Origin of the sequence: Serratia sp. S4 (assembly GCF_000347995.1) — a bacterium.
Lineage (GTDB): Bacteria > Pseudomonadota > Gammaproteobacteria > Enterobacterales > Enterobacteriaceae > Serratia > Serratia quinivorans.
The window spans coordinates 4339843-4354548 of record NZ_KB661120.1; the positions used below are offsets into that span (position 1 = coordinate 4339843).

Annotated in this window: 15 protein-coding genes; 1 reads left to right on the forward strand and 14 read right to left on the reverse strand. The window is 59.7% G+C overall.

Features of this window, described 5'->3' with window-relative positions; translation table 11 throughout:
• Positions 1-64: 64 nt before the first annotated feature.
• The 14 genes from SERS4_RS0120925 to SERS4_RS0120990 form a co-directional block, all read right to left on the reverse strand.
• On the reverse strand, positions 65-1705 hold the full coding sequence (locus SERS4_RS0120925) for a thiamine pyrophosphate-binding protein (protein WP_017893905.1): 1641 nt from the start codon (positions 1703-1705) through the stop codon (positions 65-67).
• Between the two features lie 49 nt (positions 1706-1754).
• Positions 1755-3224 carry an aldehyde dehydrogenase gene (locus SERS4_RS0120930; protein ID WP_017893906.1) on the reverse strand — a complete coding sequence of 490 codons (1470 nt, stop codon included), beginning with the start codon at positions 3222-3224 and terminating at the stop codon, positions 1755-1757.
• Positions 3225-3239: 15 nt separating this feature from the next.
• Positions 3240-4034 (reverse strand): aspartate dehydrogenase, encoded by a 795-nt coding sequence (locus SERS4_RS0120935; RefSeq protein ID WP_017893907.1) that lies wholly within the window; start codon positions 4032-4034, stop codon positions 3240-3242.
• A gap of 17 nt (positions 4035-4051) precedes the next feature.
• Complete coding sequence (locus tag SERS4_RS0120940; RefSeq protein WP_017893908.1) at positions 4052-4846, reverse strand: SDR family oxidoreductase; 795 nt, start codon at positions 4844-4846, stop codon at positions 4052-4054.
• Entirely contained in the window at positions 4843-5661 is an 819-nt protein-coding gene (locus SERS4_RS0120945; protein ID WP_017893909.1) for an alpha/beta fold hydrolase, read from the reverse strand. Before SERS4_RS0120945 ends, SERS4_RS0120940 begins: the two co-directional genes overlap by 4 nt.
• A complete protein-coding gene (locus SERS4_RS0120950; protein WP_017893910.1) occupies positions 5661-6185 on the reverse strand; it encodes a cupin domain-containing protein in 525 nt (174 codons plus the stop codon). The genes SERS4_RS0120945 and SERS4_RS0120950 overlap by 1 nt, the downstream gene beginning before the upstream one ends.
• 31 nt (positions 6186-6216) lie before the next feature.
• Positions 6217-7479: an MFS transporter gene (locus SERS4_RS0120955; RefSeq protein WP_017893911.1), complete on the reverse strand. Its 1263-nt coding sequence runs from the start codon at positions 7477-7479 to the stop codon at positions 6217-6219.
• Positions 7480-7503: 24 nt separating this feature from the next.
• On the reverse strand, positions 7504-8715 hold the full coding sequence (locus SERS4_RS0120960) for an NAD(P)/FAD-dependent oxidoreductase (protein ID WP_017893912.1): 1212 nt from the start codon (positions 8713-8715) through the stop codon (positions 7504-7506).
• Positions 8712-9653 (reverse strand): VOC family protein, encoded by a 942-nt coding sequence (locus SERS4_RS0120965; protein ID WP_026142517.1) that lies wholly within the window; start codon positions 9651-9653, stop codon positions 8712-8714. Before SERS4_RS0120965 ends, SERS4_RS0120960 begins: the two co-directional genes overlap by 4 nt.
• A 110-nt stretch (positions 9654-9763) precedes the next feature.
• On the reverse strand, positions 9764-10558 hold the full coding sequence (locus SERS4_RS0120970) for an IclR family transcriptional regulator (protein WP_012146667.1): 795 nt from the start codon (positions 10556-10558) through the stop codon (positions 9764-9766).
• Between the two features lie 28 nt (positions 10559-10586).
• The gene (locus tag SERS4_RS0120975) at positions 10587-11342 is read right to left on the reverse strand and encodes an SDR family oxidoreductase (RefSeq protein WP_017893914.1); all 756 of its coding nucleotides are present in this window, start codon (positions 11340-11342) and stop codon (positions 10587-10589) included.
• The gene (locus SERS4_RS0120980) at positions 11339-12382 is read right to left on the reverse strand and encodes an aromatic ring-hydroxylating dioxygenase subunit alpha (RefSeq protein ID WP_012146669.1); all 1044 of its coding nucleotides are present in this window, start codon (positions 12380-12382) and stop codon (positions 11339-11341) included. Before SERS4_RS0120980 ends, SERS4_RS0120975 begins: the two co-directional genes overlap by 4 nt.
• Positions 12383-12402: 20 nt before the next feature.
• Entirely contained in the window at positions 12403-12711 is a 309-nt protein-coding gene (locus SERS4_RS0120985; RefSeq protein ID WP_012146670.1) for a recombinase-like helix-turn-helix domain-containing protein, read from the reverse strand.
• Positions 12712-12713: 2 nt separating this feature from the next.
• Positions 12714-13031, reverse strand: a complete 318-nt coding sequence (locus SERS4_RS0120990; protein ID WP_012146671.1) for a non-heme iron oxygenase ferredoxin subunit — start codon at positions 13029-13031, stop codon at positions 12714-12716.
• A 394-nt stretch (positions 13032-13425) separates the two neighbouring features.
• Here SERS4_RS0120990 and SERS4_RS0120995 point away from each other — a divergent pair, with 394 nt between their 5' ends.
• Entirely contained in the window at positions 13426-14673 is a 1248-nt protein-coding gene (locus SERS4_RS0120995; RefSeq protein ID WP_017893916.1) for an MFS transporter, read from the forward strand.
• Positions 14674-14706: the final 33 nt, after the last annotated feature.

Sequence of the window (14706 nt, forward strand, 5' to 3'; positions counted from 1 at the left end):
AATAAAAATTAACTTCATTTGAACGACACCTTACTGATCAAGGTGTCGTTCAATCTGTCACAACTCAGTACAGGGTTTTCTGCGGTGGTCCAGCGAAGGTCAACGGCCCAATGCTGTTCATGTCCACTTCCACCACCGACGGCCCCGGATAGTTAATCGCCTCTGCCAAGACGCCGCTGAACTGCGCCGCGCTGTCGACCTTCCAGGCTTTCAGCCCCATAGCTTCGGCCACCAACGTAAAGGCCGGTGTGTGCAGTTCGTTATAGTACTGACGACCGGCAAAGTATTTATCCTGAATGCCGCGCATCACGCCGTAGCCACCGTCGTTCATAATCAGCAAAGTGATATTGGCCTGCTCCTGTGCCATGGTCGCCAGCTCGCCCAGGCCTAACGCCAACCCGCCGTCGCCCACCAGCCCGACCACCTTGCGCTGCGGGTTAGCGATCGCGGTACCAATCGCCATCGGCAAGCCCATGCCAATCGCCCCGGCCAGCGAGTGAATGTTACACAGCGGCGAAATCGCGCGGAACAAACGGCTGCCCCAAACGCTGCCGGAGACGGTAATATCACGCACCAGCAGCCCATCCTGCGGCAGCGCGGCGGCAATGGCGTCGTTTAATTTGGCATATTCCCCCGACTGTTGGCGCAGCGCGCTTTCCGCCTGCTGCACCGCGTGGGCGATTTCGCTATCCCACTCGGCATTGACCTTTTCACCTGGGCTAACTCGGGCAGCCAGTGCTTTAAGCAAGGCACCACAGTCGCCGTTGATTTGTTCGTCGGCCAGATAGTTGCGATTGGCCGCCGCCGGATCAATATCAATCTGCACCAATGGGCGCGGCAGCGGCAGCGTCCAGGTACGGGTTTCATTGCTGCGCAGGCGTGAACCGGCCACCAGCGTCAGATCGCACTGCGTCAGGATCGCCTCAATGCTCGGCGAATTATGGAACGCACGCAGGCTGCGCGGGTGGCTATCCGGCAGAATGCCGCGCCCGTGGGTGCTGGAGATCACTGCCACACCGGCATCCGCCAGTTTACGCACCGCCTCAGCGCAGGCCAGCGCACCGCCGCCCAGCCATAACAGCGGGCGTTTGGCCTGTTTCAGCCGCTGATACAACCGTTCAACCGCGTCGTCACTGGCTGGCGGCAGTGGCGCAGGCATCACCGGCTGGCTCAGCACCGCGCTGGAAACCAGGCTGCTTTGAATATCGATTGGGATCTCTACCGCCACCGGGCCGCAAGGCACCGTCTGCGCGTCGAGAATGGCCCGTTGGATCACTGCCACCGCCTGTTCCGCAGAGTTAACCCGATACGCGCGTTTGGAGCAGGCGCGCAGGAAACCCAATTGATCGCGGGTTTCATGAATGAACCCGGCGTCGGCATCCAGCCAGGCTTTTTCCACCTGACCGGTAATGTGCAGCAACGGCGTATTAGCGTTCATCGCCTCGATCATCGCACCGACCGCATTGCCGGCACCGGCACCGGTACTGGTCAAGGCCACGCCCAGACCGGAGAAACGGCCGTGGGCATCGGCCATGGTCACGGCCCCCGCCTCACCGCGTGCCGGCACAAAGCGAATGTTGCCGCGCTGCCCCACCGCATCGGCAATCGGCAGATTATGAATCGAAATGATGCCGTACATCGCCGACACCTCGTACTGTTCCAGAGTCCGGGCTATCGCCTCGCCAACCGTTATTTTCTCGCTCATCATCAGCCTTCTTATATGTTCGTTGTAGGGTACGCACCGTCGCTCAAAACTAATCGCTCCAGCGATTCACCTGATGGCTAAGCGCCAGGTACAGGCTTTTTTGCTGCATATAGGCTTTGATGCCGTGCAGGCCCTTTTCGCGGCCCAGACCGCTCTCTTTAAAACCGCCAAAAGGCGTAGAAATGGAGAATGTTTTGTAGGTATTGATCCATACCGTGCCGGTTTCCAATTGCTCCGCCAGCGCCATAGCCCGAGGGAAATCACGGCTCCAGATACCCGCTGCCAGCCCGTAGACCGAATCATTGGCCTGTTCAATCAACTGCTGCTCGTCGTCAAACGGCAACACCACCAGCACCGGGCCAAAAATCTCTTCCTGACAGGCGCGGGCGCTATTACTCAGCCCTTCGATGATCGTCGGCAGGTAATAGCTGCCGACGGCCAGTTGCGGATCGGCCGGGGCTTCACCGCCAATCACTATCCGCCCGCCTTCCTGCTGCGCCAGCGCTACGTAATCCGCCACGCTTTGGCGATGCTTTTGGTTAATCAGCGGGCCGAGATGCACACCCGGCGTCAGTGGATTGCCCACCCGCAACCCGGCCGCCAGCTCACTCAGGCGCGCCAGCAGTGGCTGGTACAAAGAACGGTGCACAAACAGCCGCGAACCGGCGATGCAGGCCTGACCGGCGGAGCTGAAAATGCCATAGCAGATGCCGCGCGCCGCCTGTTCTAAATCCGCATCTTCCAGCACGATGGTCGGCGACTTACCGCCCAGTTCCAGCGAGGTGGGGATCAGTTTCTCGGCGGCGATATGCGCCAAATGGCGACCGGTATTGGTGCCACCGGTAAAGGAAATCTTTTTCACTAACGGGTGGCGGGCCAGCGCTTCGCCAATCACCGAACCTTTGCCCGGCAGCACGCTGAGCAGCCCGGCAGGCAGCCCTGCCTGTTCAAACAGCTCCGCCAGTTTTAGCGCCATCAGCGGCGTGGCTTCGGCCGGTTTAAGGATCACCGCGTTGCCCGCCGCCAGTGCCGGGGCCACCTTTTGCATTTCACTGGCAATCGGCGAGTTCCACGGCGTAATCGCCGCGATCACCCCCAGCGGTTGATACTGGCTCAGCGTCATCACCTCGGCGCTGCGCTGGGTCGGCAGTTCGCCCTCCAGCACCTCGCAGGCGGCAGCAAAGTAGCGAGCCGTTGCCGCCGCACTGGCCACCAGCCCACGGGTTTCCGCCAGCGGTTTACCGTTGTCGCGGGTCTGCAACTGCGCCAACTCTTCCTGCTGCGCCATAATCAGATTACTGACGCGGTACAGAATATTGGCGCGCTGATGCGGCACCAGCCCACGCCACTCGGGCGCACGCCAGGCGCGTTCCGCCGCGGCTACCGCATCATTGACGTCTTCAACGCTGGCGGCACGCAGCTGCGCATTGACGCTGCCATCGGCCGGAAACACCGAGGTCATCTCGTCGCCACGCCCTTCACACCAGCGCCCAGCTACAAAAATCTTTAACTTTTCCATGCTCGCTCCTGCCGTTCAGGCAATAAAGCCACCGTCAACCAGACGGCGGCAGGCTTGTACCGCGCTCAGCGCCGCCAGGGTTGATGTTTTGGGATTGCTCGCCAGCGGGTTGCCGCTCAGCTCAATCTGAAACTCACCGAAATTGCCGCACACCTGTAGCCGGTGGGTATTGCGTCGGGTGGCGGGATCGACCAGTAGCCGCACCCGGGTGGCGTCCATCCCCAATCCGTTAAGCGCAATGGTCGCGGCCACGTTGGCATTGGCCGGGAACAGCCGCGCCGCCTCACGCGCTGAACCTTCAAAAAACACCTGCGCCTCGCTCACGGCATCAAGATCAATCAATTGCTCCGCCATGCTGCCGCGCCAGCTCGCCGGGCTTTTACAGGCCTGATAGGTGACGCTGTCCAGCCCGCCTTCACGCGCCGACGCCAGCCCATCCATCCCCGCCACCGCTCCGGACAGGACGATCAACTGGCCCTGGTGCTGCCGACAGGCCTGCTGCAACCGCTGCTGCAGCGCCGTATCCGCCAGAGCCCCGGTGGAAATCACCGCCAACGGCCAGCCGCGCGTCACCACCGCTTCACCAAATTCCGCCACCGCCTGCTGGCTGGCACATTCCAGCACCAGATCCGGCTGTTCAGTACACTGATCCGGGTGGGTTAACGCCTGCACCTGGCCACCGAAGGCACTGTCGATTGCCGCATGATGAGCCGCACGCGCCAGGATCCAGCCCACGCTCACCCCGTCCGGCAAGCGGGAAAGCACTTCTCTGGCCATTGCGCCGTAGCCAATCATCATGATCTTCTTCATCTTTTCAGCCCCTGCGGTTAAAGATGGCGGTTAAAGCCACCGGAGACGTCAAACGCCGCACCGGTAGTGAAAGACGCCAAAGGCGAAGCCAGGAACAACAGCGCCTGCGCCGGCTCCTGCGGTTTGCCGAGGCGTTTCATCGGGATGCCGCGACGTTCGGCAATCGCCGCCGTCCACTGCTCCCAGCTTTGATCCTTATCGCTGCGCTCGTCGAAGCGGCGTCGCCATTGGCCGGATTCCACCATGCCCAGCAGGATCGAGTTGACGCGAATGCCCTTGTCCACCAGCTCTTTCGACAGCGTCAGCGTCATGTTGAGCAGTGCGGCACGCGCCGCCGAAGTGGCGATCATGTGTTCTTCCGGCTGCAAAGCCAGCAGTGAGTTCACGCAGGTAATTGAAGCGATATCCGAACGCTCCAGCGCCGGCAAAAACGCCTGCACCGGGTTAATCACGCCGAACAGTTTTAGCTCCGCCTCATGCAGCCAGGCGCTACGTGGCGTCTGGTCAAAATGCGCGACGAATCCCTGGCCGGCGTTGTTGATCAACAGATCCACCCCGCCGAAGTGCGCCGTCACCTGAGCGGCAAACTGCGTCACCTGCGCCTCGTCCAAGACGTCGCAGCACAGCGCCAGGATCTCAGCCTGTGGAAACTCATTACGCAGGCTGGCTTCGGCCCCGGCCAGTTTGTCCGGGTTGCGGCCGCAAAAGGCCACCTTCGCCCCTTCCGCCAACAGCAGGCGCAGGGTCTCAAAACCGATGCCCGACGAACCGCCGGTGACCACTGCGACCCGTTGCTCAAGCTGAAAATTCATGGTTGGATTGCTCCCGTAAAGTCCTGCAGATAACGGTTAAATTGCTCCGGTGCATCGAGATAGCTGGCGTGCCCTGCGCCCTCAATCAACCGCAGAGGCGCGTCTTGCTGCTGCGCCAGTATTACCGCCGCTTCCGGTGGTGTGATCCGGTCGCAGTCGCCACACCACACCTGTAGCGGGCCACGATAACGCGCCAGATGGCGGCCGATATCGTCGTTGGCCAGCATCCAGGCGGCGCTGAGAAAACCTTCCGGATCCAGCTGTTGCATGCCGTTGCGCACCCAAGCGATATCCTGTGGATCCGCGCCATCACGCAGCAGCGCAGCCGCCCGTTGTTCGCCGTAGCCCTGCGGCCCCAGCTTTTCAATCATCTGTTTGCGCTGGCCGTAAACCTGTTGGCGTTTTTCTTCCGGCGCAGTGGCATAACCCTGAGCCGGATCGGCCAATATCAGTCCGCATAGGCCGTCGGGATGAGCGGCAGCATAGGCGCTGCCGATCAACGCCCCGAGCGAATGGCCGACGATCAGCGGCTGATCCAATTGCAATTCGGCCACCAGCGCCGCCAGCGCGGCGGCGTAAGCGGTAGCATCCGGCTGGTTCACCGTCAGCGGCAGGCTGCCGCCGTAGCCCGGGGCATCCCAGGCCAGCAGGCGGTGACCATCGGCCAGGCCGCGATCGTTAAACTGCTTGATCCACGAGGCAGAACCGGAGCTGATGCCGTGCAGCAACACCACCGGGCGGCCGTGCCCCGCTTCACGCCAGCTCAGGGTGTAACTCCCGCAGCGCGCCTGCTGACGTTGAACCAGGCCGTTCATCAGTTACGCTTCACTTTGGACAAGGGGTGATCTGCCGGGTAGGTCGGCGTTTCCGGTTTGGCCGTGCCGAGCATCACGCACATCAGCGCCTCTTCCTCGCCGTGGTTGAACAAACCACGATAAACACCGGCCGGCACCGAGATCAAATCGCGCTCTTTTAGCTTGGTTTCGTAGTACTCCGTGCCGTCCTGGATCATCAGCGTGATACTGCCCTTCAGCATAAAGAACACCTCTTCCACATCGTCGTGCAGATGCAGCGGGCCTTCGCATTTCGACGGCAGCACCATGGTGGAGAAGGTAAAGTTGCCCGCCGGAATGGTATTGGTGTCGTTAACCACCCCGGTGGCACCGGTACCGATGTAGCGCATCTGCGCACGGCGGTATTTCGGGTCGTAGTCAGCCTGGAACTTCAACGCATTCCAGTCATACTTACGGCCTTCAAAACGGGCGATACGGGATTCCACCCAATTTTCTATCGACTGATCCTGCGGCTTGACGCCGGCTTGTTTCTCAACCTGTGACATGTTGGTACTCCTCTTTTCAATCAATGGGATATCAATATTTCTTCAGCAACGGCAGCAGAATGATGCAGCCGATAAAGGCCATTACCACCAGGAACAGCAAGCCGTTATCCATGTTGCCGGTGGCGGCGATCAGCGCCCCCATAAGCACCGGCGCCAGCGCACCGGCAAAATTACCCAATCCGTTAAAAATACCGCCGGCGGTGGCGCTAACCTTGCTACTGGTGGCTTTCGCCAGCAGGGCAAAGATGTTCGGCGCACCGGCCCCCCACATAAAGGTGCTGAAGGCCATGGCGGCAATCACGCTGTAGGTCCCCTGCATATGCAGCACCGCGGCCAACCCCAGCCCGGCACCGCACAGCGAGATAAAGCAGGCCAGCGCACGACGATCCAGTTTGTCCGACAGCCAGGCCCCGAGCACTTCACCCAGCAGCATGGCGATAAACGGCAGCGATGACAGGTACCCGGCGTGTTCCAGGTGAATACCTTTGCCCTTGATCAGGTAGCTGGGCAGCCAGCCGTTCATGCCCCACAGGTAGGTCAGGAAGGCGATGTTAAACAGGCAAATCATCCAGAAATGCGGGTTGCGCAGCAGCTCAAGGCGATGCTGTTTGCGTTCGGCGATGGCCGGTTTTGAAACGGTAGCGGCGGCCGGGCGTGACACATTCAGATGACGCATACCGAACAGCACCAACAGCATTACCGGCAGCGTCAGGAACGCCATAAAGAAGAAGGTGGTCTGCCAGTCAAAAGTGTTGAGGATATACAGCGTGACCGGGAAGCCGAGCGCCGCCCCCAGCGGGGTGCCGAGTAGCCACAGCATGGTGGCACGCGCCTGCAGCCGCTGCGGGAAGGCCTGGCGGATAATGGCGTAGGCCATCGGTAACAGTGGGCCTTCGGCAATGCCGAGCAAAATGCGCAGCGTCATCATGGTGTGATACGAACGGGCCAGGCCCATCAGCACCATCAATACGCCCCACACTACCATCATGCCGATCAACACTTTTACCGGGTTCAGCCGGTCGCCAATGCCGCTGAGCAGCATCGAAGAAATACCGTACGAGAACAAAAATGCGCTCATCAGCAAGCCCAGTCGCGCCGGGTCAAAACTGATGCCCAGCGCCTGCTGGAATTCGCTATCGGAAAACAGTGCCGCGATGCTGATCTTGTCGAAAAATGCCAACAGCACGCAGGCAAACAGCGCAATTGGCACCGACCAGCGCACCCGCTGCTGCGGATTTTCGGCAACGGCTTCCCCCACCCGTCCAGCGCGGGCGTCAATATCTTGCGTAGTCATGAAACGCTCCCGAGGTTACGGGCGTTATTTCAACGCCATCAAAGAAAACTCCGCGTCCGCCAACTGCTGTGGCTCCAACACTCGCCCACTGGCCAGCCAGCGTTTGCCCAGCTTGATGGTGCGTGCATCGTTAAACGCCACCATCTGCACCAACTGCCGGTCGGCATTCAGCGTGAAGAACACCTGTGACTGCGGCGTGCGTCGCACTACGTGATGCACGCCGCCGGTCGGGATACCGAGGATCTGGATATTGGCGTCGTATTGATCCGACCAAAGCCAGGCCACGTCATCGTAAGGTGAGGCAAAGGCATCCAGCATCGCGCAGGCGGTGCTGATCGCCTGATTCTGCGCATAGGCCCAGGATTGCAGGCACAGACCCAGCGTCGGGTGGCGGGCTACGTCTCCGGCGGCGAAGATCGCCGGGTGACTGGTGCGTCCCTGGCCGTCAACCACGATGCCGGCGTCAACCTTCAGCCCGGCGCTATGCGCCAGTTCCAGATTCAACTCCACGCCGATCCCCACCACTACCAGATCAAACTCCTGAGGATCGCTGCTGTCACTGCCGATCCAGGCGCTGCCGCCACGATCTTCGAGTTGAATGTCACCGCAGCCGCAATGCACCGTTACGCCCTGCTGCTGATGCAGTTCGAGCAACGCCTGGGAGACGTCCGCACCCACGCTGCGCATACATAAAGCCGGTTGACGCTCAAACACCGTTACCTCAGCCCCGAGACGCCGTGCCGAAGCGGCGATCTCCAGGCCAATCCAACCGCCGCCGACGATGGCAAGCCGGCGGCAACCCTGCAGCGCCTGGCGCAGGCGGCTCGCATCGTCCCAGGAGCGCAGCGTCATAACGCGCGGATGACTGGCCCAACGGGCGTCCGGCAGACGCGGTCGCCCACCGGTAGCGATCAGCAGTTGATCAAACTGCAGCCGTCGGCCGTCGCTGAGAGTGACAATTTGTTGCTGTGCATCAATGGCTTCGGCACGCAACGGGCGACACCAGTTGATGTTTAACCCGGCCACCACCTGCTCACTGAACAGCCGGCTGAGCGGCGCATTGCCGTCCAGCAACGCCGCCTTGGAAAGCGGTGGACGTTCATAAAAGTCATAGGGTTCGTCACTGACCACCGTCAGCTTGCCGGTGTAGCCGCGGTCACGCAGCGTTTTCGCGGCCCAACCCCCGGCCTGCCCGCCGCCAATGATCAGGATGCCCGCCGATTCTGGCTGGCTCATAACGCCTCCGGCTTTTTATGCTGGCGACGTGTATCGTGGTCGATACCGCCTTCCACTGCCCACTCGGTGAACGACACCAGTGAGTGCTCCAGCTCGCGTGGCTGCCAGTTTTCGGTCAGATAATCGTCGTTGGTGTAGTACTCAAACGCCCCGCCGGTCGGGCTGTTGACGTACCAGAAATAGGCCGAGGAGATCGGGTGACGGCCGGGGCCGATAAAGGTGCTCCAGTTCTCTTTATTCATGGCAATGCCGCCGCCGATCACCTCGTGGATGTCGCGTACGGTGAAGGCCACGTGATTCAGGCCGCGTGGACGATTAGGCAATTTCAGCAGGAACAGGTTGTGATGGCCGCCGCGCGCCTGAGTTCGCAGGAATACTGCGCGGTCGATATAACGATCCGACACCTGGAACCCCAGCACTTCACAGTAGAAGCGCTCGGTCGCCGCCAGATCCTCGACGAAAAACACCACGTGGCCGATATTGATCGGCTGCGCCTGGGCATACACCGGGCTGGGCTGATCGATGCGGCGCACGTCGCCCCACTGGTTGATCGGCGATACCGGCAAATCAACTTCCCGCTGCCGGCTCACGCAAAAGCGCACCGTCATACCGTTCGGATCAAGGCACTCAAGTTCTTCCCCGACCAGGCGGAAACCCGGCATCTGCGCCAGCAATGGCTGCAACGCCGCCAATTCGGCCGGGCTGCCAACGCCCCAAGTCATGCGGCGCAGGGTCGAACCGCCCTCAAATGCCACGGGTAAAGCTTCGCTCAGCAGCGGATGCAGCACCACGCGCGCCCCGCTCAGGGTAGTGAATTCGCGCTGGGTTTCGCCCCAGTGCTGTTGAGCCGCCAACAGGCCAAAGTCCTGCATGAACTTTTCGCAGGTTGGCAGATCTTCGACGCCAAATTCCAGTTTTTCGATTCCGATTACGCTCATTAAGTGTGCCTCACGTTCTCGTTGAATGCTGTTTTCAGGCATGATCGAACCCAGGCCCCTGTTTGCCATGGGCCTTATCCCTGCCTGAGTAAAAGAGTCGGTGTCGTCAGTTAACCGGCGTTAGCCTGTGGCGGTGCGCCCAGGAAGCCGGAGATTTTCACTGCGGCGTCCCGCACCTCCATGCGTAACCGCTCGCGATCCGCTTTTGGGATCTCATCGGACGGCACCATAATGCTGATCACGGCCTCAACCCGCTGCTCGCGATTGAAGATCGGGTAGACGATAGAGGAAATACCGTGGCGGAAAAACGACTCGCCGATCACATAGCCGCGCGCCTTGTCCTGCTGCACCATTTGCCACAGCGTTTCGCGATCCGCCGGGGTGCCCGGTCCGCTGCCCGGCAGCTGTTCCTGCGGATACAGCAGTTCGAACTCTTCGCGAGTGGCGCTGGTCAGCAACATTCGGCCAAGCGAAGTTTGGTGTACCGGCAAGCGGGTGCCGACACTGACCTGGTTGATTTGCGAACCGGCGGCGCTGACGCGGGCGATGTAGATCACATCGCGTCCATCACGGATCGCCAGATGACTACTGCACTGGCTGCGATCGCGCAGTTGTTCTATTACCGGCTGACCGGCCTGCGCCACATCCAGTGAGGCAATATATTCAAAGCCCAGGCGCAGTACCTTGATGCCCAGCGAGAAAGTGTTGGTGCGTGGATTGCGCTCCAGAAAGCCCAGATGCTCCAGCGTTTGCACCACGCGATAGGCGGTAGCTTTTGGCATATCGACCAGGCGATGCAATTGGGCAAAGGTCATTTCCTTATGTTGCTCGCCAAACGCCAGCAACAGTTGCAATCCGCGATCCAGTCCTGGGATCAGATATTTACACCCTTGGTCGTCTGCCATGTGTTGCTCCTGGCTAATTGAATATTGATTAGTTAAAGACGAATCCGCCGTTAACCGGCAACAGCTGACCGGTCACGAAGTTTGCCAACGGTGACAGCAGATAGAGCACCGTGCCGTTGACGTCGTCAGGATGCTGCGCCCCGGCCAAGGCCCGGCCCTGCTCGTACAATTGGTGACGCTCGGCAGGCACGTATTCCGTGGCCTCCACCCGCGTCAGGCCCGGTGCGATGGCATTGACGCAAATGCCCTGCGGGCCCAGCTCACGCGCCATCGAGCGGGTCATCGAGATAATCGCCCCTTTGCTGGCCACATAGGCCATTAAGCGCGGTGCGCCCCACAGCGCGGTATCCGAAGCCACGTTAACAATCTTGGCATGCGGGGTTTGAGCCAGCAGCGGCACCGCCGCCTGGCTCACCAGCCAGGTGCCGCGTACGTTAACCTGCATCACCCGATCCCACAGATCGATGTCGTATTCCATCATGGTTTTGCCACCGACGCCGGTGGCCAGGGCCGCATTGTTCACCAACCCGTCGATCGCTCCGCCTTCGGCGATGAAGTTAAACGCGGCGCTGATCGAGGCAGGATCGGCCAGATCGATAACCTGGCTTTCGACCTGTGCCCCTTGCTCACGCAGGCTGACGGCAGCGTCTGCCAATTCATCCGCCAGAATATCGCACATCACCACCTTGGCACCGGCGGCGGCAATAGCGGCGGCGAAACTACGCCCCAGCCCGCGTGCCGCGCCAGTCACCACAATACGTTTCCCCGTCAGCAGGCCGTTCACTGCGCCGCCTCCAGTTCACTGAGCCGCGCCAGCTGTTTCTGCGCTTCTTTTTGCATCATGCGGCGCAGGCGAGATAGCCCGACGTCATGCTGATACAGATATTCACGGCCACGCGCGTTCGGTGCCATGTTTTCCAGCACGATGCGATCCTGCTCCAGGACGTCCCAGTGCAAGGATTCCAGGCGGTTGCGGTACATAAAGCGCCACATGTCACGCTGCCAGTCTTTCACCTTGCGGATCCGCCAGAAGAACACCCGGCAGTGATCCTTGTCTTCCGGTACCACCATGCCGATGATCCAGAAGTGGCCGCCCGGTCCAAAGCGTTTTTTGTACGGGATCGACAGGCGCATCCAGTAAGCTCCGCTGCTGCCAAACTCTACCCAGTCAAAGTTCACGCCGATCTGGCCATTCTTCTTAAAGATGAAACCGCTGTCGGTCGGCTCCAGCGCCATATCCGCCTTGCGATCCCCTTCCGCCATTGAGTGCGACGAGGAATGCAGGTAGGTGCCGTGCATCGGATCCATCACGTTTTCCAATGCGTACTGGTAATTACAGTCCCAACTGGCGGTGCACAGGAAGTTGCTGTAGGCCGCTTCGTCCGCCAGCTCCGGCGGGAAGGTCAGTTCGGCCGGTTCTTCATCTGCGGTCACGCCGAAATAGAGGAACACCGCGCCGTAGGCCTCTTTCGCCGGATAAGAACGCAGGCATTTTTGTCCCACCAGCGGGCAACGATCGACCGCCGGCACGTCTTTAACCGTACCGTCACCGCCGACTTCCACGCCGTGATACCAGCAGGCGATGCGATCGCCCAGGTTCCAGCCCATGGAAAGCCGCGCTCCGCGATGCGGACAGCGATCTTCCAGCGCGTGGATCGCGCCTTCACCGTCACGCCACACCACGATTTGCTGCTCCAGACGCGTAATGCCGACCGGGTTATTGCCAATTTCCCAACTGGCCAGCACCGGATACCACATGCCGCGCAGCCCCTGATCGAGATAGTCCTGCAAGGCTTGTGCGGAGGATGTTGTGTTTGCTGTCATTGTCTTCTCCCGGGTGTGGATCAGAAACCGTTAACGTGCAGGAATTCGCGGAACGCCGTCTCATTCCACGGTTGGCCGTTGCGATCAAACAGGCGACGCTGATTAAGCGCACTGACGATCTGCTCCAACTCTTCCGCACCCTGATCGAAGATCTCTTCCAACGCCGTCACCAGCGCAGTTTCAAAACCGTCCGGCACCCGGGCACGGTTCTGCCAGATGACGTTTTGGAATTGGCCTGGTTGGTGAATTTGACCGTTGCCGCCTTCGCGCGCCGGGATCACCTGTTGGGTGTCCGGCAGCCAGGGATTGAAATCGGTGATGTGCTGCATGATTACTCCTCCGCAATAAAGGTGATTTGGATTTGATTGTCGATCACCCGGGTGGCATAGGTTTGCAGATCGCGGCCGCCTGGCTCACGCAGACACTGGCCGGTACGCACGTCGAACAATGCTTCGTGCAACGGACACTCGACCTTACCGTCATCAACAAACCCCTGGCTGAGCAAGGCATAGGCATGTGGGCAAACGTCTTCCAGCGCGTAATAGTTGCCGTCGATCAGATACACCCCGACTTCTTTCCCTTCCACGTTGGCGGAGAAAGGAAAATCTTCTTTCACCTGAGACACTTCACACACTTTCTTCCAGCTCATTGCTTCTGTCCTCTATCTGATTGTTTCATATATGAAACTCAGTTTCTTATTTAATACGCTCACTATAAGTCTGGTGAAACTTTCGTCAAGAGAGCAAAGCGGCAATTGTTAATGGAAAGTTGTTTAAACATGACAAATGCGGAGAGGATCACGAAAAAATGCACCGATATGAAAAACTGATGAACACTGTGCTTTTCATCACAAATTCATGGCAAAAAACAGGTTGATCTGGCTGAGGCAATGAGAGTAAAAGTTCTCTCTCACTGACTAATCATCCTTTTAAGTAACAATAAATTTACATTTAGATGACTCAACCCTGCTTTTCAGCACTGTGAAATCAGCGGGTTAGTTCTCTGCTGCCTGAATTCTTTAACCACCCGCCAAAGGAGCGCAGATGGAGCGCATTGTGCAACAACGTCAACGCTGGTTCGGGGTCGTGGCCCTGCTGTTTTTGATCGTCATCGCCTATGCCGATCGGGTGAATATCGCCGTGATGCTGGTTAACCCCGACTTTCTGCAGCACTTTCAGCTCGGGGGAAACCGTGCGCATCAGGGCATGCTGATGACGGTGTTTTTGCTCGGTTACGGGCTTTCCGCCATGCTGCTGACGCCGTTTCTGGAAACCCTGATGGGTTATCGCCGTGCGCTGACGCTGAGCATTGTGCTATGGGCGTTGCTCACCGCCGCCTCGCCGCTGGCAGGGTCGCTGCTGCTGTTATTTGCGGTGCGCGCATTGTTGGGTGTCAGTGAGGGCCCGTTGTTCTCGCTGAAAACCATGTATATCGGCGATCACTTCGCTGCCGATGAGCGCGGCAAGCCCAATGCGGTCAGCACTCTGGGCGTCTCGCTGGGGCTGGTGATTGGCTTTCCACTGGTGAGCTTCCTGATGGCGCACTTCGGCTGGGCGGTTTCTTTCTATCTGCTGGCGCTGATCAACCTGTTGCTGGGGCTGGCGTTGGTACGGCTGTTTATCCATCCCGCCGCATTGCCGCCGCGCGCCGTTGACCCAAGACCGATCCTGCAACGCGTCTGGGATACTTTTACCCTCGCCTGGCGCACCCCGATGCTCGGCTGGATCATGCTTATCGAGATCGCCACCCTCAGCTATCTGTGGGGATCCAGCTCCTGGCTCCCGGCCTACCTGACCGACGAGAAAGGCTTTTCCATCAAACAGATGGGCTGGATGGCCTCCTTGCCGTTTATCGTCAGCATTGCCTCTAAATATCTCGGCGGCGTACTGCTTGATCGCATCCGCCCTTATCAGGCACCGCTGATTTTCGCCTTTGGCGGTGCGGCGACGGCACTGTGCATCTATGGCGTGATGCATAGCGAACAGCTCGGCTGGATAGCCTTCTTCCTGCTGGCGGCCAATGCCTGTTGGGGTGCTCAGGGAGCCGCGATCCCGACGCTGTTGCAGCATTATGCGCAGCCGCAGGCCGTCGGCAGCGCCTATGGGCTGATTAACGGCATCGGCAATATGTTCTCAGCGTTTGTACCAATGATTATGGGCATGGTGATGGCCAGCCAGGGCAAGGTGTCTTCGGGGTTTGCGGTGCTGATTGTGTCGCAGGTAGTAACACTGTTGGCGGGCGGCGTGCTGTTCAGCCGGATGCTGATGACGCGTGAGGCAAGGCGGGCGTAAAAGGGTCGGGGCAGATAACGCGCCCCGACTCAT